At 64.2% G+C, this 19,464-nt stretch carries 11 protein-coding genes; 6 read left to right on the top strand and 5 right to left on the bottom strand.

Features of this window, described 5'->3' with window-relative positions:
- Positions 1 to 88: 88 nt before the first annotated feature.
- Genes ACEOAC_RS21495 through ACEOAC_RS21485 form a run of 3 tightly spaced genes read left to right on the top strand, consistent with a single transcriptional unit; the run spans position 89 to position 3,883 of the window.
- Positions 89 to 1,651 carry a sugar ABC transporter ATP-binding protein gene (locus ACEOAC_RS21495; RefSeq protein WP_413443794.1) on the top strand — a complete coding sequence of 521 codons (1,563 nt, stop codon included), beginning with the start codon at positions 89 to 91 and terminating at the stop codon, positions 1,649 to 1,651.
- Complete coding sequence (locus ACEOAC_RS21490; protein WP_413443795.1) at positions 1,644 to 2,663, top strand: ABC transporter permease subunit; 1,020 nt, start codon at positions 1,644 to 1,646, stop codon at positions 2,661 to 2,663. Before ACEOAC_RS21495 ends, ACEOAC_RS21490 begins: the two co-directional genes overlap by 8 nt.
- Before the next feature lie 29 nt (positions 2,664 to 2,692).
- Positions 2,693 to 3,883, top strand: coding sequence for an AGE family epimerase/isomerase (locus ACEOAC_RS21485; protein WP_413443802.1), 1,191 nt, complete (start codon positions 2,693 to 2,695; stop codon positions 3,881 to 3,883).
- A 31-nt stretch (positions 3,884 to 3,914) separates the two neighbouring features.
- On the opposite strand, the gene ACEOAC_RS21480 is transcribed toward ACEOAC_RS21485, so the two are convergent.
- The 5 genes from ACEOAC_RS21480 to ACEOAC_RS21460 form a co-directional block, all read right to left on the bottom strand.
- Positions 3,915 to 4,724, bottom strand: coding sequence for a TIGR02285 family protein (locus ACEOAC_RS21480; RefSeq protein WP_413443803.1), 810 nt, complete (start codon positions 4,722 to 4,724; stop codon positions 3,915 to 3,917).
- A 78-nt stretch (positions 4,725 to 4,802) separates the two neighbouring features.
- On the bottom strand, positions 4,803 to 6,236 hold the full coding sequence (locus ACEOAC_RS21475) for a GGDEF domain-containing protein (protein ID WP_413443796.1): 1,434 nt from the start codon (positions 6,234 to 6,236) through the stop codon (positions 4,803 to 4,805).
- A 337-nt stretch (positions 6,237 to 6,573) separates the two neighbouring features.
- A complete protein-coding gene (locus ACEOAC_RS21470; protein ID WP_413443797.1) occupies positions 6,574 to 6,978 on the bottom strand; it encodes an extradiol dioxygenase in 405 nt (134 codons plus the stop codon).
- 14 nt (positions 6,979 to 6,992) lie between these two features.
- Entirely contained in the window at positions 6,993 to 7,688 is a 696-nt protein-coding gene (locus ACEOAC_RS21465) for an SDR family oxidoreductase (protein WP_413443798.1), read from the bottom strand.
- A gap of 37 nt (positions 7,689 to 7,725) precedes the next feature.
- Entirely contained in the window at positions 7,726 to 8,847 is a 1,122-nt protein-coding gene (locus tag ACEOAC_RS21460) for an alkene reductase (RefSeq protein ID WP_413443799.1), read from the bottom strand.
- A gap of 138 nt (positions 8,848 to 8,985) precedes the next feature.
- Here ACEOAC_RS21460 and ACEOAC_RS21455 point away from each other — a divergent pair, with 138 nt between their 5' ends.
- The 3 genes from ACEOAC_RS21455 (at position 8,986) to ACEOAC_RS21445 (ending at position 19,458) form a co-directional block, all read left to right on the top strand.
- Positions 8,986 to 9,921 (top strand): LysR family transcriptional regulator, encoded by a 936-nt coding sequence (locus ACEOAC_RS21455; protein ID WP_413443800.1) that lies wholly within the window; start codon positions 8,986 to 8,988, stop codon positions 9,919 to 9,921.
- Between the two features lie 607 nt (positions 9,922 to 10,528).
- On the top strand, positions 10,529 to 18,139 hold the full coding sequence (locus ACEOAC_RS21450; protein ID WP_413628575.1) for an SDR family NAD(P)-dependent oxidoreductase: 7,611 nt from the start codon (positions 10,529 to 10,531) through the stop codon (positions 18,137 to 18,139).
- Complete coding sequence (locus tag ACEOAC_RS21445) at positions 18,136 to 19,458, top strand: aminotransferase class I/II-fold pyridoxal phosphate-dependent enzyme (protein WP_234295514.1); 1,323 nt, start codon at positions 18,136 to 18,138, stop codon at positions 19,456 to 19,458. The genes ACEOAC_RS21450 and ACEOAC_RS21445 overlap by 4 nt, the downstream gene beginning before the upstream one ends.
- The last annotated feature ends 6 nt before the right edge of the window (positions 19,459 to 19,464 follow it).

The following is a 19,464-nucleotide window of genomic DNA, read 5'->3' as shown; positions in this document are numbered from 1 at the left end:
GGGCCGGTGAGTCCGATGGCTGCACCGTCCGGCGCCCTTGGGCAGCGTTGCCGCGTACGGCTGACGTTACCATTTCCTTTGCGAGCTCATGACTTCCACACCCCTGCTGCGGATGACCGGCATCAGCAAGTCTTTCGGTGCCACGCGCGCCCTGTCGGCGATGCACCTGAGCATCTATTCCGGCGAAATCCACGCCCTCATGGGCGAGAACGGCGCCGGCAAGAGCACCTTGATGAAAGTCCTGTCCGGCGTGCATGCGCCGGACAGCGGCGAGATTCTCCTGGACGGCAAGCCGCTGTCCCTGCGTGACCCCGGAGCCAGCCGCGTGGCTGGTATCAACCTGATCTACCAGGAACTGGCCGTGGCACCCAATATCAGCGTGGCTGCCAATGTCTTCATGGGCAGCGAATTGCGCACGCGCCTGGGCTTGATCGACCACGTCGCGATGCGGCAGCGTACCGATGCCGTGCTGGCTCAGCTGGGTGCCGCCTTTCGCGCTAGCGACCGCGCCGGACGCCTTTCCATCGCCGAGCAGCAGCAGGTGGAAATCGCCCGCGCCCTGGTGCATCGCAGCCGCATCGTCATCATGGATGAACCGACGGCAGCGCTGTCCGAGCGCGAGACCGAAAACCTGTTCAAGGTCGTGCGTCGTTTGCGCGACGAAGGCCTGGCCATCATCTACATCAGCCATCGCATGGCCGAAGTCCACGCCCTGGCCGACCGCGTCACCGTACTGCGCGATGGCAGCTTCGTCGGCGAGCTGACACGCCAGGAGATCGACGCCGAGCGCATCGTCCAGATGATGGTCGGGCGCTCGCTGGGGGAGTTCTACCAGCATCGCCGCATGGCGCCCGAGCAAGCCGCGACCTTGCCCACTGTATTGCAGGTGCGGGCGCTCGCCGGTGGCAAGGTCAAACCGGCTTCCTTCGCGCTGCGCGCAGGCGAAGTGCTGGGCTTTGCCGGGCTGGTGGGTGCCGGCCGTACCGAACTGGCGCGCCTGCTGTTCGGTGCGGATGCCCGCAGCGGCGGTCAGGTCCTGCTGGATGGCCAGTTGCTGCAGATCGATAGCCCGCGCGCGGCCATGCGGGCTGGCATCGCCTATGTGCCTGAGGACCGCAAGGGGCAGGGTCTGTTCCTGCAGATGGCGGTAGCGGCCAACGCCACCATGAATGTGGCATCGCGCCATGCGCGGCTGGGACTGGTCAACGGCCGCACCCTGCACGGGGCGGCGCAGGCATCGATACGTCGCCTCAACGTCAAGGTGGCCCATCCCGGCGTGCCGGTGGGCAAGCTCTCCGGTGGCAACCAGCAAAAGGTCTTGCTGGCGCGCTGGCTGGAGATCGCGCCACGCGTACTGATCCTGGACGAGCCCACCCGGGGTGTGGATATCTATGCCAAGAGCGAGATCTATCAACTTGTCCACAGACTGGCCGAGCAGGGCGTGGCCGTGGTCGTCATCTCCAGCGAACTGCCGGAGGTGATCGGCATCTGCGACCGTGTACTGGTCATGCGCGAAGGCGCCATCACCGGCGAACTGGCCGGTGCCGACATCACCCAGGAAAACATCATGCGCCTGGCCACCGACACTGCCGGCGTGCCACCCGCATCTCCCCATTCACCTCAACCTTCCCTTGATCCCACCCATGGCTGAAATCGATCCCATGCATGAGACTGCACGCGCCCCTTCGCGCGCCCCTTCCGGCCCCTCGCAATGGCTGCTGCACCGGCTGGGCATGTTGCCGGTGCTGGTGGTGCTCTACCTCCTCTTCTACGCGCTGACGATCTATCTCAGCGGCGATGGCACGTCCAATTTCGCCAGTGCCGAAAACACCATGAACATCCTGCGCCAGGTCGCCATCAACCTGGTGCTGGCCGCCGGCATGACCTTCGTCATCCTGACTGCCGGCATCGACCTGTCCGTGGGGTCGGTGCTGGCGGTCTCGGCGGTGCTGGGCATGCAGGTGTCTCTGGGTGCGGCGTCCGGCTGGTCGATTCCAGTCTTCGTCTTCTCGGGTTTACTGATGGGCCTGCTCAACGGCACCATGGTGGCCTTCCTCAACATCAATGCCTTCGTGGTCACCCTGGGGACCATGACGGCCTTTCGCGGGGCGGCCTACCTGCTGGCCGATGGCACCACGGTCTTGAACAACGACATCCCCAGCTTCGAGTGGATCGGCAATGGCGACTTCCTGCATGTGCCCTGGCTGATCTGGGTGGCGCTGGCGGTGGTGCTGCTGTCCTGGGTGATCCTGCGCAAGACGGTGCTGGGCATGCACATCTATGCCATCGGCGGCAACCTGCAGGCAGCGCGCCTGACCGGCATCCGCGTCGGGCTGGTCCTGTTGTTCGTCTATGCCATCAGCGGCCTGTTCTCGGGATTGGCCGGTGCCATGTCGGCCAGTCGCCTGTATGGCGCCAACGGCAACTGGGGCAGTGGCTATGAACTCGACGCGATCGCTGCCGTGGTACTGGGCGGCACCAGCCTGATGGGCGGCGTGGGCACGATCTGGGGAACGGTGGTTGGGGCGCTGATCATCGGCGTCATGAACAACGGGCTGACCATTCTCGGCCTGTCCTCGTTCTGGCAATACGTGGCCAAGGGCGCGGTGATCGTGCTGGCGGTGATCCTCGACAAATGGCGCCAGAAGGATGCCAGCCAATGAACCTCAGCCTCTCGTACAAGGAGCGCAGCATGCAGCAACCCGATTTCGAAAGCCGTCATTTCCTGCAGTCGCATGTGGCCGATACCCTGGCCTTCTACGACCGCCATGCCATCGATCCGCAGGGCGGCTTCTTCCATTACCTGAAGGATGACGGCAGCGTCTATGACCGCTCGCACCGCCATCTGGTCAGTGCCACCCGCCTGGTCTTCACGCAGGCCATGGCCTATACGCATACTCGCCAGGAACGTTATCTGGAGCAGGCGCGGCACGCGCTATCGCATCTGGAGCGTTTCCGCCATCCGCATGGTCCGCTGGCCGGCCTGTATGCCTGGACCCTGCGCGACGGGCAGATCGAGGACGGTACCGTGATGGCCTATGGTCAGGCTTTCGTACTGCTGGCCTATGCCCACGCCCATCGCGTTGGCCTGTGTGATGCGCAGCAGGTGGCCCAGGCCTTCGAGCGTATGGAGCGCGCCTTCTTCGAACCCGCCCATGGCGCCTATGCCGATGAGATCACCCCGTCTGGCGAGCTGATTGCCTATCGCGGCCAGAACGCCAACATGCACATGTGCGAAGCCTGCCTCGCAGCCTATGCGGCCACCGACCTGGCGCGCTATCTGGAGCGCGCCCGTCTGCTGATCGACCGTTTCGTGTTCGGACTGGCGCAGCAGTCGCAGGGGCTGGTCTGGGAGCACTACCGCCAGGACTGGACGCCCGACCACGACTACAACCGCGGCAATCGCGACAACATCTTCAAGCCCTGGGGCTTCCAGACCGGTCACCAGACCGAGTGGGCCAAGCTGCTGCTGATCGCCCACGCCATCGAGGCCAGCCCGGATTACGTCACGCGCGCGGCCGAGCTGCAGAAGGCCGCCTGGACGCATGGCTGGGATGGCGAACATGGTGGCCTGATCTACGGTTTCGATCCGGACATGCGGCCCTATGACAGCGACAAGTATTTCTGGGTCCAGGCCGAATCCTTCGCCAGTGCCTGGCGTCTTTGGCGGGTGACCGGGGATGAGGCATTCCGCCGCCAATATCACGCCATCTGGGCCTGGAGCTGGGAACACCTGGTCGATCACCAGTACGGTGCCTGGTTTCGCATTCTCGCCGCCGACGGCAAAAAGCTGGAAGACACCAAGTCCCCCGCCGGCAAGGTCGACTACCACACCATGGGCGCCTGCTGGGACGTGCTGGAGACGGGTGGCCTGCGGCCCTAGCGTGGCGGGAAGATCGGGTCGGTCGGGGACGTCAGGGGATCTTCAGGAACACCTTGTCATAGATCCTGTCGATTTCCGCCACTGATTCCGGATCGTGCCATTTTTCCACGATCGCCCGGTAGGCAGGCTGGGCGCGCTTGGCCAGCAAGACCTTGTTGACCTGCTCCACCACCTGCCGCCCCCATTCATTCCTGGGGCACATCACGCGATTGAACACGACCTCGCTGACCTCCTGCATCGGCAGCGCCACCAGCGCGCCGGGCTGTCCCATCACGCGTGCCTGCTCGAAGGCCAGCAATGGCAACTCGATCATGTAGTCGATGCGCCCGGCCAGCAGCATGCCGATCGATTCCACCTGTTCCGAGTAGTTTTCCCTGGGTGGATAGGCTGCCAGCAGCTTGTCCACGGTCGGGCTGTAGGAGCGGTCGCGCATGACCGAGGTGGTCAGTTGCGGATTCTGCAGCAGTGCCTGCAGCGATAGCTTGCCCTTGAACTGGTCTACCCGGTCGCGCCGCACGATGATGCGCAGCGGCAGGAAGATCGAGGTCGGCAGCGACAGGTAGCCGACCTTCTCGCGTTCCGGGGTCTTCAACATGCCGTTGTAACACCAGTGGCTGCCTTTGCGGATTTCATTGTTGATGCGCGGGAAGGGCGCTTCCAGTTCCACGTGCTGGTATTGCGGCAAGCCCTTCTTGATGACGTCCAGGGTCAGGTCGAAGATACCCTGATGCGCGAATTCACCGCTGCGGATCATGTAGGGCGGCACATTGTATTTGCCCCAGACGATCTGGTCGGTCGCCTGCGCCGCCGGCTGTGTCGGCTGTGCTGACGTTGACGACATCGCCGATAACAGCGTGCTGCCGAGAACCAGAGAACAGGCAAGGCGGCGGAAAATGCGTGAGGGCATGCGCGACTTTCTTCAGGCAGGGGAAGGGGAAGAAGAAGGGGGCGGTGACACAAATGGCGGCGCCAGCAGGACGCGATTGCGTCCCAGCGTCTTGGCCTGGTACAGGGCCGCATCGGCAGCCTGGAGCAAGGACTCCAGTCGCGCGCCGGGATGGGCCGGTATGCAGGAAGCCACGCCGCCGCTGATGGTGATGCGCCCCAGTGTCGACCCGGCGTGCGGCAACGCCAGGGCATGGATGGCATCGCACATGCGCTGCACGATCTGCACGCCTTGCTCGCCATCGGTGTCGGCCGCGATCACCGCGAATTCTTCGCCGCCATAGCGCGCCACGGTCTCGCCGGCGCGGCAGACGGTATCGCGCATGGTCTGCGCCACCTGGCGCAGCACGGCGTCGCCCGCCACGTGGCCGTAGTGGTCGTTGTAGGGCTTGAACCAGTCGACGTCGATGAAGGCCACCGTCAGCGGCTTGCCATGACGCACGCTGCGCCGCCATTCCTGGTCCAGGGTGTCATCGAAGCTGCGCCGGTTGGCAATGCCGGTCAGGCCATCGGTGAGACTGAGCGAGCGCAGCTGTTCATTGGCCTGGGCCAGATCGCGGGTACGCTCGGCAATGCGCAGCTCCAGCGATTTGTTGAGTGCGCGCAAGGATTCCTTTTCCTGTTCCAGCTGGGCGTAGAGGGTGCGATTCTGGATGGTATGGCTGCGCAGGTTGGCCAGCATGGCATTGATGGCATCGGCCAGGAAGTGCAGCTCATGCCGCTTCTTGCCCGGCAGGTCGATGCTCTGCGGCGAGTCCGGCAGGTCCGGGCGGTTCAGGTCCTGGCGACGCACGAAGCCTGACAGGCGCGTGATCGGCCGGCCCAGCCAGCGATTGAAGACATAGAGGAAAATGAACCACAACACCAGCGTCTTGATCACCGAGTTGATCAGGATCAGCGTAAAGCCATAGGCCACTTTCTGGATCACCACGTGACGGCTGGAGTACACGGTCCAGGCGCCGATGTCGTGCGTCACGCCATGTTCATCGCGATACAGGATGGGGAAGCGGTGGCTGGTGGCGGCGTTGAGGAAACCCGTCCGCACCGGGCTGCGCTGCCCGTCGGCATCGACATGGATCTGGCGGCCGTCGTGATCGACGATATTGCCCTGGGCCATCACCAGCCGACCCTGCGGATCTTCGATCTTCACCCCGGTCACCACCGGCAGGTTGCTGATGCCGCGCAATGTGGCCTTTTGCACATCGCCCTGGAAACGCCAGGTCGAACTGGCGAGGCTGGCGCCGAAGGTCAGGTCCATTGCCCGCAATTCGTTATCCACGCCGGACTGGGTGTGCTCGTACTCGGCCGCCAGCTGCAGGCAGGTGACGATCAGCGTCACCAGGAAGTAGCTCCCGAAAATGATGCGCAGCAGGTGGACCGCCAGGGAATTCTTGGAGAGCAAATTCATGTTCTTGCGTGATGGGGATGCTCTGCTCAGTATTGAGAGAATCGACAGAGCGGAAGGCGCCGCCATGCGCCCGCGGCCTCCCCTGCAGGTTGACGCTGCGTCCCGCCGGGCGGGATCGGGTGCGTTGGCAAGGCATGCTGCTGCCCCATGGAATTTCCTCCCGCTGGAATGAAAATGATCAACGTGCTGGTCGTTGAATGCGTGGAGCAAATTTTAACAGTTAGGTTTTGCGAAACTGCCAATGATGTTGGCTAAATTGCGCCCGCAGGGGGCCGAGAAGTTTGCGAAGGGGGATGGATGCGAAGGGTTGGTGAGGATTGCGGCAGAAGGGGCGCAATCAGGTCGCCTCAAGATGCCGTTCGGCAATCACGAACTCGACCTTGACCCCGGGAACCGGCGCCACGAAGAGTTGCCGTTCCTGCAGGGCATCGATCGTCTCGATCCGATAGCGCAGGCGGTGCGCATGCAGACGTTGCAGCAGCGCCTGCCATTCCGGATGACTGTCGATGCGCAGCGCCAGATGGTCGATACGCGTGGCCGGCGGCCCATTGCTGATGCCGTGTGGGGCTGGCAGGGTGCTGCGTTCGATGAGATGCAGTACCGGCTGCTGGCCCAGGTAAAGCCAATGGCCGGTACTGCCGAAAGGCGGCCTTGGACCCTCCCTCAGGCCGGCCACTTCCACGAAGAACTGGCGCAGGAAGCTGCAGTCACCGGCCACGATGGTGATGTGATCAAGATGCATGCGATACCTGATCTCTACAGCAGCCCGCCACCGTCGACATCGACCACGCTGCCGGTCATGAAGCCGTTCTGCATCAGCAACAGGTAGGCCTGCGCCAGGTCCGCGCCCTGACCCACGCGTCCCACCGGCAGCTTGCCTCCGGCGCGCGTGGCCATGGCCTTGCGGTCGGCCTCACTCATGTCGCCCCACATGCCACTCTCGACCATGCCCGGGCTGACCACGTTCACGCGCAAGGGCGCCAGTTCCTTGGCCAGGGTCTTGGCGAGGATTTCGGTGGCGGCATTCATGGTCGCCTTCACCAGTGCACCCGGAGCCGCCTTGCGTGCCAGCAGGCCGGAAGTGAAGGTGATGGAACCGTTGGGCTGCAGATAGGGTAGTGCCTGTTGCGCGGCGCGTATCTGGCCGAAGAACTTTACGTTGAAGGCGGCCATGGCGTCGGCGATCTTCAGGTCGGCCAGTCGCGCCGACCCGATCACGGGACCGGCCGTGACCACCAGATGATCGAAGCTGCCGATGCCGGCAAACAGTTGCGCCACCGACGCATCGTTGCCGATGTCGACCTGGGCCGTGGTGATGTGGGTGGGAAAGTCGGCCGGCGCACTGCAGCGCCCGGCCACGGTCACCTGCGCGCCGGCAGCGGCAGCCTGTTCGGCGACGGCGCGACCGATGCCGGTCAGGCCGCCGATGACGACGATTTTCTGGTCTTTCATGATCAGACTCCTTGAGGGATCAACCGGTGGAAGAGGTTCAGGCGGCTGCCGCGGTGGCAGTCGGCAGGGCGGGGTAGTCGGTATAGCCGACCTCGGTACCACCGAACAGCGTAGCGCCATCAAATTCGGCCAGGGGCAGGTCTTCGATCAGGCGGCGCGGGAAATCCGGATTGGCAACAAAGGGGCGGCCGAAGGCCACCAGGTCGGCGTAGCCGTGTTCCAGCACCCATTGCGCACGCGCCTTGTTGTAGTTGCCAGCCACGATGATGGGATGGCTGAAACGCTCGCGCAGTTGCTGGCGGAATGCTTCGGTCACGACCGGCGCATCGTCCCAGTCCGCTTCCACCAGGTGCAGATAGGCAATGCCGCGCTGCTGCAGCCAGGCGGCCGCATCCAGGATGGTGGGCAGGATGTCCGGGCAATCCATGCCGCGAGCGGTCAGGAAGGGCGCCAGGCGGATCGCGGTGCGATGCGCACCGACTTCATCGGCCACTGCATCGACCACCTCCTTCAGGAAGCGCAACCGGTTTTCGCGTGAACCGCCGTATTCGTCGGTACGCACATTGGAAGTGGTGCGCAGGAACTGGTCCACCAGGTAACCATTGGCGCCGTGGATTTCCACACCATCGAAACCGGCGTCGATGGCATTGCGTGCAGCGCGGCGGAAGTCCTCCACGATGGCCTTGATCTCCTGGCGTTCCAGTGCGCGAGGGGTCGGGCTGGCGACCATGCCGCCCTGGCCGGTGACGGGGTCCACCTTCCAGATCTGGCCCTCGAAGGGCATTGCCGAAGGCGCCACCGGCAGCGCGCCGTCGTGGAAATCGGGATGCGACATGCGGCCCACATGCCACAGCTGCAGGAAGATACGGCCATCGGCACGATGCACCGCCTCGCTGACCAGGCGCCAGCCGGCGACCTGCTCGGGGCTGTAGATGCCCGGGGTAAAGGAGTAGCCCTTGCCCTGCGGCGAAATCTGCGATGCCTCGGTGATGATCAGCGCAGCCGAAGCGCGTTGAGCGTAGTGCAAGGCGTTCATGGCATTGGGAATGTCACCCGGCTGCGAACTGCGTGCGCGGGTCATGGGGGCCATCACGATGCGGTGGGGAAGCGAAAGGTGGCCCACGGTCAGCGGTGCCAGCAGGGAGGTCGGGGTTTGCATGAAAGACTCCAAAAAAGGGGGCAAGACGATCAAAGGGTTCATCGAAGGGTTCAGGCGCTGATGGAGGTCATTATGCGAACCGCATTGGAATTTGATAATTGGTCTAGTATTTGAATAATTATCAAATGGAGCGGAATAATGGCAGCGCACAACCTGGGTGATATCCGACTCTTCGTGGAGGCCGCCGGCCTGGGCAGCCTATCAGCAGCGGGGCGCAAGATCGGCTTGTCCCCGGCGGCGGCCAGCGCGCGGCTGGTCAAGCTGGAGGCGGAGCTCAACACGCGGCTCTTCGAGCGCACCACACGCCGCCTGCGACTGACCGCCGAGGGAGCGCTCTATCTGTCGCACTGCCAGCAGGCCCTGGCCGCGCTGGACGATGCCCAGGCGGCCTTGCAGGCAGGCCGCAGCGCTGTCAGCGGCAAGTTGCGCATCGCCGCCACCTCCGACTTCGGCCGCCATGTCCTGCAGGGCTGGCTGGAAGAATTCAATGCGCTGCATCCCCAGATCACGCTGGCCCTGATCCTGGGCGACACGGTCGCCAATCTGCTGCAGGACGACCTGGACCTGGCCATCCGCTTCGGTGTACCGCAGAACAGTTCCATGGTTGCCCGCCCGCTGGCCCCGAACCGCCGCGTGCTGTGCGCGGCGCCGTCCTATCTGGCCGGTCGCCAAGCGCCGCAACAGCCGGCCGATCTGCAGCATCAGGACTGCATCGTGCTGCTCACGGCCAGCGGTCCGGCCAACGAGTGGCGCTTTGAGCGTGACGGCGTGGTGCAGACCCATACCGTTCCCCTCACCAGCGCACGCGAAACCAACGACGGCGCGCTGGCCCGTCAGTGGGCCATCGAAGGCAAGGGACTGGTCATGAAGTCGATCTGGGACGTGGCGGCGGACTTGCGCGAGGGTAACTTGCAGGTGGTGATGCCGCAGTGGCGCGCCCCGGAAGCACCGGTGCATGCGCTTTACCAACGCACGCGCTACATGGCGCCCCGGGTGCGGGCCTTGCTGGATTATCTGGTCGAGCGGTTCGAGGTGGCGGGAGGCGAAATGACGGCGCTGCTTGAACTGCGTTAGTACAGCGGTTGGCAAGTATCGGCGACTATCTTTTCCTGGGAGCAATCGTCGATGGTCAACCCGCGAATGTTCCGTCCTGCCCTAAATGCGTACCTGCCCCGGTTTGAAACCCATGCATTCACGCCGGTGCAGTTACGTAATCGACAGCCGAGCTGTGGTGTGAGGAATACATCGGTAATGGCTTATCTAATAATCGGAATCTAGTCGTACTTTCCAGCTTTTTGTCATAAAACACAACATTCCAGCAGGAATGATGTTATTTTGGAAATATGAGAAAAATCCTATAAGATGGATTAAAAAACTCCTAAATAACCGTATATTTCTCGATTTCTCTCAGAATGATCTTGGGCTCGAGGCCGCCTTATGATAATTCGATCTCATCATCCGGGATGAATTTAGGTTAAAAATTCCTCAGTTCGTTGCTTCTCCGATGCTCCGCTTTTACAATACAACATCGGAATTCATCGGGATGTTTGCGATTATTTACTGAATACTTCGCCGCCTGATTAAGTGAATAAGTGAACTATCTTCACTGCGTGTTGGATTCGGAAGTCAAGCAGGCGTCTGAGCTTACGAGGGGGCAGGGGAGAGCATCTTCGGGGGAAGCATGGCTCAAAGCACAACGAGCGATGGCGATAAGTTGCCGCACGGAATTGACCAGAGCTCGTTGGGCAGCAGTCAGTCAAGTCCCCCTGTGTGCCTGCCTGTAGCCATCGTTGGCATGGGCTTTCGATTGCCCGGCGATCTTGGCAATGAAACCGATTTCTGGACGGCGCTGAAGGCGGGTCGTGACCTGGTGACCGAGGTGCCGGCCGATCGCTGGGCGACCGACGAACTGCAACACGGAACACGCGCCGAACCTGGGCGCAGCATCACCTTTGCCGCCGGCGTGCTGTCCCGTGCGGACCAGTTCGATGCGGAATTCTTCGGCATTTCGCCCCGTGAGGCGGCCTGGATGGATCCGCAGCAGCGTCTGCTGCTGGAGCTGACCTGGGAGGCTCTGGAGCATGCAGGCGTGCCGCCTGCCTCGTTGGCCGGCAGCGATTGCGCCGTCTACGTCGGCATTTCCAGTCTCGATTACGGCACCCGCGTGCTGGACGATCTGTCCAGCCTGGGTGGCCACATGATGACCGGCAACACCATGAGTGTGGCCGCCAACCGCATTTCCTACGTCTTCGATCTGCACGGCCCTTCGCTGGCCGTCGATACCGCGTGTTCCTCGTCGCTGGTCGCACTGCATCACGCCTGCGTGGCGCTGCAGACCGGTCAGGCTTCCACCGCGCTGGTCGGTGGCGTCAACATGCTCATGCATCCCTATCCGTTCGTGGGCTTCACCAAGGCCTCCATGCTGTCGGCGGACGGGCGCAGCAAGGCCTTTGACGAATCCGGTGATGGCTACGTGCGCGCCGAAGGCGGGGCCGTGCTGCTGCTCAAGCCGCTGGCCCAGGCCCAGGCCGACGGTGACGATGTATTGGCCGTCATCCGCGCCAGCGGCGTCAATGCCGATGGCTCGCGCAAGACCGGCATCACCATCCCCAGCCGCGACGGCCAGGTGGAGCTGATGCGCAGCGTTCTTGCCCGCAGCGGACTGGCGGCAGCCGAAATTGATTTCGTCGAGGCGCACGGGACCGGTACGTCGGTTGGCGATCCGATCGAGGCGGCCGCCATCGGCGCAGTCTATGGTGCCGGCTCGGGGCGCGAACGGGATCTCCCCATCGGCTCGGTGAAAGCCAACCTGGGCCATCTCGAGGCCGCCTCCGGTATGGCCGGACTGGTCAAGACCGTGATCGCCCTGCGTCAGCGCGCCTTGCCGGCCAGCCTGCATCTCAACACGCCCAATCCCCGCATCGATTTCGCCGGCCTGAAGCTGGCCCTGCTGACTGACTATACCGAGCTGCCCCCCGGTAATGGTCGTACGCTGATCGCTGGCCTGAATTCCTTTGGATTTGGTGGCGCCAATGCCCATGTGCTGCTGGAAGCCGGCACCCCGGCGGTGGCCGAGGTCGCCGGCAACACCCCTGCGGCCGCTGGCCTGCCACCGCTCTACCTTTCGGCCAGAACCGAAGACGCCCTGCGCGAGCTGGCCGGGCGCTATGCAAGCTGGTTGGCCGATGAGGTGGCCGACGAGCGTTGCTATGACGTCGCCTATGCCAGTGCCACCGGGCGCCAGCGCCTGGCTCGCCGGCTGGTGTGCCGGGCCGGTTCGCGTACCGAACTGGTCGCCGCGCTGCAAGCCTATGCCGCCGGCCATGCCGTGGCCACGATCGTGTGCGAAGACGAACCCGCCGAGTCTGGCGATATCGCCTTCGTCTATTCCGGCAATGGCGCGCAATGGGTCGGCATGGGACGTCGCCTGTGCGAGGAAGTCCCGCGCTTCAGGCAGATCATCACCGATCTGGATGCGCGCATGCATCCCATGCTCGGCTATTCCATCCTGGCCGAACTCTACGCCGACGGCACGCAGGCCCGTCTGGACGAAACCGAAGTGGCACAGCCGCTGCTGTTCGCCGTGCAGGTCGGCGCGACCTTGCTGCTGCGTGAACAGGGGGTGCAGCCTGCGGCCGTGACCGGCCATAGCGTGGGCGAAGTGGCCGCCGCCTGGGCTTGTGGCGCACTCAGCCTGGATCAGGCCTTGCAGGTGGTAGTCATGCGCAGTGCCGCGCAAGGCAAGACCCGGGGTGCCGGCCGCATGGCCGCCGTCGCCCTGGGTGAACAGGATGTACTGGAGGCCATCGTCGCCACCGGCAGTGACGACGTCGTCGTGGCCGGGATCAATAGTCCTGGCAATGTCACTCTCTCGGGGGCGCCCGAGCAACTGGCCCGCATCGAGGCGTGGCTTCGTCCGCGCGGTGTGTTCTTCCGTCTGCTCGATCTCGACTACGCCTTCCACAGCCACGCCATGGACCCGGTGCAGCAACTGCTTGTGGACAGTCTGCAAGGACTGCGACCGGGCCCAGCGGATCTGGCCATCTTCGTTTCTACGGTCACCGGTGGGGAGCTGCAAGGCAACCAGCTTGATGCTGACTACTGGTGGCGTAACGTGCGTGCACCGGTGCTGTTCGATCAGGCTATTCGTGTGCTGGCGCAACGCCACTGCCGCGTCTTCATCGAAATCGGACCTCATGCGATCCTGCAGCGCTACATCGGTGAATCGTTGCAAGGCGCAGGCGTCAAGGGCAAGGTACTGCCCTTCCTGCGTCGCCAGCATGATGGCGTGGACTGTCTCATGGATACCGTGGCGCGGGGCGAATTGCTGGCGCGTGCACCCAATCTGCAGCATCATTTCCCGCAGCCTGGACGTCCAGTACGCCTGCCCTCCTACCCCTGGCAACATGTGCGGCACTGGCACCCCAGCACCAGCGAAGGACGGCGCGCCAATACCAGCCGCCGCGAGCATCCCTTGCTCGGCTGGTCCCTGTACGACGGCCATGCCTGGGAGAACGTACTGGACGCAAGCATCCTGCCTTGGCTGAAGGACCATCAGGTCGGTGGTGCGACGGTCTTCCCCGGTGCCGGCTATACCGAGATGGCGCTGGCCGCGGCCCGGCAATGGCTGGGGACCCAGGGCAGCGGTCACTATCTGCTGGATCAGGTCGATATCCTGGCACCGATGCTCTTCGATCAGGACCAGGCCCGCACCTTGCGTCTGAGCTTGAACGAGCGCGATGGCAGTTTCCTCATCAAGAGCAAGCCACGTCTGTCGGCCGACGAATGGACGCTGCATGCCAGCGGTCGCATCCTGGCCCCGGGCAAGGGATGTCGCGCCGGCACCATCAGTGTGCCCGCCGACGCCGGCGTGATTGACGCCAGCGAGCATTATGGTTTTACCGCTGCCGTCGGGCTGGAGTATGGCCCTGCGTTCCGCGGCTTCAGCCACGCCCGCGTCGCCGGGCGCTGCATGGAATTGCATCTGTCCCTGCCGTCTGCGGTGCAGAACGGCCTGGCCGACTACCTGCTGCATCCAGCCCTGCTGGATGTCTGCTACCAGGCACTGGTCGGCTTTTCCGGAGACGAAATCCGCGCTGGCCAGGGACGCGCCTTCCTGCCTGTCAAGACCGCACGCGTGGAGGTATTCGGCGCGGCTTGTCCGCAGTTCGCCCGCTTGCATCTCAAGCGCGTCAGCACGCGCGCCGCCCTGGCCGATATCGAATTGCATGATGCCGATGGCGAACTGGTGGCACGCCTGAGCGATTGCCGGTTCCGCGCCGCGCCGTTGGTTCAAGGCGCCGGTGGTGCGGTCAGCCTGTGGCAGACCAGCGCGCGCCTGGCACCTCGCGCTGACGGCGCTGGCCACCTGCACAACCAAGAGGCGCTGGCTCCAATGGTCGATAGCATTCGCCAGACCCTGTCTCAGATGGCCGCGCAGCGCCAATCGTGGTTCAACGAGAACCTGCCGCTGCAGGAAGCCCTGGTGATGGCCTTCCTGCACGAAGCCTTGCGCGATGGACTGGACCCGGCCTTGCTGGAACACAGCGCCTATGGCCGCTGGGTGCGCCATGTGCTGCATGCCGAAGGCCTGTTGAGCCGTGCAGGTCAGCACTGGCAACTGCATGCGGATTCCGCACTGCCGCCGGCTGCAGAGATCTGGAAACTCCTGCTCAACCAGTCCCCCCAAAGCCTGCCGCAACTATTGCTGGCCGGTCGCGTGGGCCTGCACCTGCCGGCACTACTGGCCGATCCGTCGCTGCATGAGAGCTTCTGGATGCAGTTGGCGCGTATGCCCGCGGTGGAAACCCAGCTTGACAGCGACCCCGTCTATACCGGCAGCACGCGCGGCATCGAGCAACTGCTCTCCGATCTCGCGCGGGTCTGGCCCATCCAGTCGCGCCTGCGCATTCTGGAGATATCTGTTGGCTACAGCGATGTGGCACGCCGTTTCGTACAGTCGCAATCCGAGGGCAGTCTGCATTACACCCTGGCGCTGTCCGATGAAACCATGGTCCAGCGTCACCAGGCCGAACTGGCAGGTCTGCCCGGCCTGGCACTGGCCCGGCTGGATGCCGACTGGAATGTGCACAGCGATGCAGAGCTGCCGCAGTCCTACGATGTCGTTGTGCTGCGCCACTGCCTGAACCTGGCCGCACAGCCGCAACAGGTACTGGAAAAACTGCGCCGCCAGATCGTACCGGGCGGACTGCTGGTCGTGGCCGAGCGCCACGCCGACCTGAGCGCCGATTTCATCGAAGGGCTGCGTCCGCACTGGTGGCATGCCCCGGTACAGCAGGATGAGGCCGCAGATGCGCCGCTGTCTTCGCTGACCTCACCGGCCGACTGGGAAATCTTCTTGACCCGTGCCGGCTTTGCCGACATCGAAAGTGTCAGTGAACCAGATGCCGCGGCACGCGCTGCCTACCTGCTGCTGGCGCGTCATGCCGCCGAGGCACAGCCCTCGCCGACGCCGACCGGCCCGACACGCCGCTGGTTGCTCTGGTTCGACGACGCATCGGCACTGATGACCGAACATCTGCGCGCCTGCCTGATCGCCCAAGGCCAGGAAGTCGATTGCACCACCGACCTGGAGCGGGTCCTGCATAACGGCGGCGATCAGGTGGTCTATCTGCGCGGCTCGTCAGCAAGCGTCGATGCCGCAGGCTTCTACGTGAGCGAACTGCTGGATGTACTGCCCTCGCTGATACGCTCGACACGCGTCCCCCGCCTGTGGGTAGTGACCCAGGGTGGCGCACTGGCACAGGACCTGCCCGCGCACTACCAGCACAAGCCGGCGCAAGCGGCGCTGTGGGGGGCCATGCGCGTGGCGATGAACGAATTCCCGGATCTGCAGGTCACGCTGGTGGACATGGACAGCGGCGCCGGGCGGCAGGAGGACGCAGTGCGTCTGGGCCAGGAGCTGCTCGCACCGGATGGCGTCAACGAAATCCTGCTCAGCGGCCAGGCGCGCCTGGCTCTGCGCTGGCAAGCCAGCGAACAGCTTGCTACGGCAGCGTCCCAGGCCTCGGAGCCGACGCGTTTCCGTCTGGACTTCAAGGTGCCAGGCCAGTTGCGCAACCTGCAATGGTTCGCGATGGCGCCGCAGCCACTGGCCGATGACCAGATCGAAGTACGTACCCTGGCCGCCGGCCTGAACTTCCGCGATGTCATGTACCTGATGGGTCTGCTGCCCGACGAAGCGGTCGAGAACGGTTTTGCCGGTGCCAGCCTGGGGCTGGAATTCGCCGGTGTTGTTACCCGGGTCGGGGCGGCCGTGACTGATCTGCGGGTCGGCGAGGAGGTCATGGGCTTTGGCAGCGCCTGCTTCGCCAGCCATATCGTCACCCGACGCGACGCAGTGGCGCGCAAGCCTGCCCACTGGAGTTTCGAATCCGCGGCCACGGTGCCGACCGTCTTCTTCACCGTCTATTACGCGCTGTGTCACCTGGCCAACCTGGCCGAAGGCGAACGCGTGCTGATCCACGGCGGTGCCGGTGGGGTCGGCATCGCGGCCATCCAGTTGGCCCGCCACCTTGGCGCGGAAGTCTTTGCCACCGCCGGTAGCGAGGAAAAGCGTGACTTCGTGCGCCTGCTCGGTGCCGACCATGTGTTTGATTCGCGTAGCCTGGACTTCGTCGACGACATCATGGCCGCGACCGGCGGCGAGGGTGTGGACGTGGTCCTCAATTCGCTGGCAGGCGAGGCCGTACGTCGCAACTTCTCGGTGCTCAAGCCCTTCGGCCGCTTCCTGGAACTTGGCAAGCGCGATTTCTTCGAGAACACGCCCATCGGCTTGCGACCCTTCAAGGACAACATCAGCTATTTCGGCATTGATGCCGACCAGTTGCTGACCGGTCGCCCACGGCTGGCCGCACGCCTGTTCACCGAACTCATGGCACTGTTCGACGAAGGCGTGCTGGCGCCGCTGCCATATCGCAGTTTTGCCGTGCCGCATATCGTCGATGCCTTCCGCACCATGCAACAGGCGCGCCACATCGGCAAGGTGGTCGTCACGCTGGACCAGACGCCCGCGCGCGTGGAAGCCAGCGGTGCCGCGCAGCCTCTGCTGCAGGCCGATGCCACCTGGCTGGTCACGGGCGGCCTGTCCGGTTTCGGCCTGGCTTCGGCCCGGTGGCTGGCGCAACAGGGCGTGCGCAGCCTGGTGCTGGTGAGCCGACGCGGCGCGGCGACCCCTGGCGCAGCGGAAGCCATCGCCGAGCTGCAGGCGCAGGGCACGCGGGTCCATGCCGCTGCCTGCGACATCAGCGACCGCAGCGCGCTGACGGCATTGATCGACGAGATCGGCCACACCCTGCCACCGCTGAAAGGTGTTCTGCATGCGGCCATGGTGATCGACGATCGCCTTATCCCCAAGCTGGATCCTGAGGCCATCGAGGCAGTCCTGCGGCCCAAGCTGCAGGGGGCATGGCATCTGCATGAAGCGACCGCCGCTCTGCCGCTGGAGCACTTCGTGCTGTATTCCTCCATTACCACATCGATCGGCAATCCTGGCCAGGCCAACTATGTGGCGGCCAATGCCGGCCTGGAAAGCCTGGCCGGCCTGCGTCGCCGACAGGGGTTGCCAGCGATTTCCATCGGTTGGGGGCCCATCGCCGATAGCGGTTACCTGACCCGCAATACCGCAGTGCGCGACGCGCTGGAGCAGCGCCTGGGACGTCCTCCGCTAACGACCCGTCAGGCCCTGGATACGCTGGGACGGATTCTGGCCGCAGGCGGCCCCGGCGACACCCTGGCCGCTGCCAATTTCGAATGGCCTACGCTGGCGCGCCTGCTGGCGCCGGCCGCCCGTTTCGCGGCACTGGACGCGGCGCGCGTGATGAGCACCGATGACCAGAACGACAGTGATTTCCGCAGCATGGTGGCCGGCAAGTCCGGCGCCGAAATTCATCAGCTGGTCAGCCAGCAGGTGGCGCGCGAGGTGTCGGCCATCCTGGGCGTGAGCGAAGAACGCATCGGCCATGAACAAGCACTGCACGATCTCGGCCTCGATTCCCTGATGGCGGTGGAACTTGCCATGGGGCTGGAGCGCCGGGTCGGTGTGCAGTTGCCGGTCATGATGCTCAATGATGCGCCCACCATTGCCAAGGTCGCCGCCAAGATCACCGCCCGTCTCGGCGGCGAGGATGCGATCGAAGATGCGCCCGGTAGCGACACGCTGGTCGAGGATTTCATCCGCAAGCATGGCGAAGAGGTCAGCGCCGATGATCGGGCCCGCATGAGCGCCGAGACCCAACGCATGAAGGCGCAAGGCGCGAGGTTGACCCCATGAGCAAATTGGAAGGAAGGTCCAAGTCGGACCTGATCGCACGTTTCCTGGGCAAGAACGGCGCCGCCAGCGGAGGCGGCCGCGCTGCCGGTGCCGCTGCGCAGCCGACGCAGACCAGGGTGTCGCAGGCGTTCACCCGCTTCGACCATCATCCGGGTTACCAGAAGATCCTCGTACCCAAGGTCGCCGCCGATCGCTTTGGCGTACCCAATCCGTTTTTCAAGGTCCATGAAGGCATCGCCGGTGCGACCACCCGCGTCGGCGGACGTGAGCTGATCAACTTCGCCAACTACAACTACCTCGGTCTGAACGGTCATCCGTCGGTCAACCAGGCCGCCAGCGACGCCATCCTGCGCTATGGCACCACGCCGTCGGCCAGCCGCCTGGTCGCGGGTGAACGACCGGTCCAGCAGGAACTGGAACAGGCGCTGGCCGCGCTCTATGAGGTCGAGGACTGTGTGGTCTTCGTCAGTGGCCATGCGACCAATGTCACCACCATCGGTTATCTGTTCGGCCCCAAGGACCTGATCCTGCACGATAGTCTGATCCACAACAGCGTCCTGGAAGGTGCCCGGCTATCCGGTGCCACGCGACGCTCCTTCCCGCATAACGACGCGGCGGCACTGGACGCCATCCTGGCCGAGGTGCGCCCGCGTTTCGAGCGGGTGCTGATCGTCATCGAAGGTCTCTACAGCATGGACGGTGACATTCCCGACCTGCCGGCCTTCATCGACATCAAGCGCCGCCATGCTGCCTTCCTGATGGTCGACGAGGCGCATTCGCTGGGCGTGCTCGGCCAGAGCGGACGCGGTCTGCGCGAGCACTTTGGCGTGGCTGGCAAGGATGTCGATATCTGGATGGGCACGCTCTCCAAGACCCTGGCCAGTTGCGGCGGCTATATCGCCGGTGAGCGGGCACTGGTGGAGCACCTGAAGTACGCCGCCCCCGGTTTCGTCTACAGCGTCGGTATCTCGCCCCCGTTGGCGGCGGCCTCGCTGGAAGCGTTGCGCATCATGCTGGCCGAGCCGCAACGGGTGCACCAGCTGCGCGCGCGCACCGGACAGTTCCTGCAACGGATGCAGGAGTACGGCATCAACACCGGCTATGCCCAGGGCTATGCCGTGGTGCCCGTGATCACGGGCAGTTCGATCAAGGCCGGCAAGCTGTCGGAGCAGATGTTCCAGGCCGGCGTCAATGCTCAGCCGATCATTTATCCCGCCGTGGAAGAGAAGGCCGCGCGCCTGCGTTTCTTCTTCTCCGCCATGCACAGCGAAGAGCAGATCACCACCACCTGTGAGCTGCTCAGAAAACTGGTCGGCTGACAGGCC

Origin of the sequence: Herbaspirillum frisingense (assembly GCF_047325095.1) — a bacterium.
Taxonomy (GTDB): domain Bacteria; phylum Pseudomonadota; class Gammaproteobacteria; order Burkholderiales; family Burkholderiaceae_D; genus Herbaspirillum; species Herbaspirillum frisingense.
The sequence above is the reverse complement of the archived record's forward strand: the minus strand, read 5'-3'. Positions and strand labels throughout refer to the sequence as shown.

Coding starts and splice junctions, on each gene's coding strand:
- ACEOAC_RS21490 (WP_413443795.1), top strand. CDS start 1,644: ATGGCTGAAATCGATCCCATGCATGAGACTGCACGCGCCCCTTCGCGC.
- ACEOAC_RS21450 (WP_413628575.1), top strand. CDS start 10,529: ATGGCTCAAAGCACAACGAGCGATGGCGATAAGTTGCCGCACGGAATT.
- ACEOAC_RS21465 (WP_413443798.1), bottom strand. CDS start 7,688: ATGAAAGACCAGAAAATCGTCGTCATCGGCGGCCTGACCGGCATCGGT.
- ACEOAC_RS21445 (WP_234295514.1), top strand. CDS start 18,136: ATGAGCAAATTGGAAGGAAGGTCCAAGTCGGACCTGATCGCACGTTTC.
- ACEOAC_RS21485 (WP_413443802.1), top strand. CDS start 2,693: ATGCAGCAACCCGATTTCGAAAGCCGTCATTTCCTGCAGTCGCATGTG.
- ACEOAC_RS21460 (WP_413443799.1), bottom strand. CDS start 8,847: ATGCAAACCCCGACCTCCCTGCTGGCACCGCTGACCGTGGGCCACCTT.
- ACEOAC_RS21480 (WP_413443803.1), bottom strand. CDS start 4,724: ATGTCGTCAACGTCAGCACAGCCGACACAGCCGGCGGCGCAGGCGACC.
- ACEOAC_RS21495 (WP_413443794.1), top strand. CDS start 89: ATGACTTCCACACCCCTGCTGCGGATGACCGGCATCAGCAAGTCTTTC.
- ACEOAC_RS21475 (WP_413443796.1), bottom strand. CDS start 6,236: ATGAATTTGCTCTCCAAGAATTCCCTGGCGGTCCACCTGCTGCGCATC.
- ACEOAC_RS21455 (WP_413443800.1), top strand. CDS start 8,986: ATGGCAGCGCACAACCTGGGTGATATCCGACTCTTCGTGGAGGCCGCC.
- ACEOAC_RS21470 (WP_413443797.1), bottom strand. CDS start 6,978: ATGCATCTTGATCACATCACCATCGTGGCCGGTGACTGCAGCTTCCTG.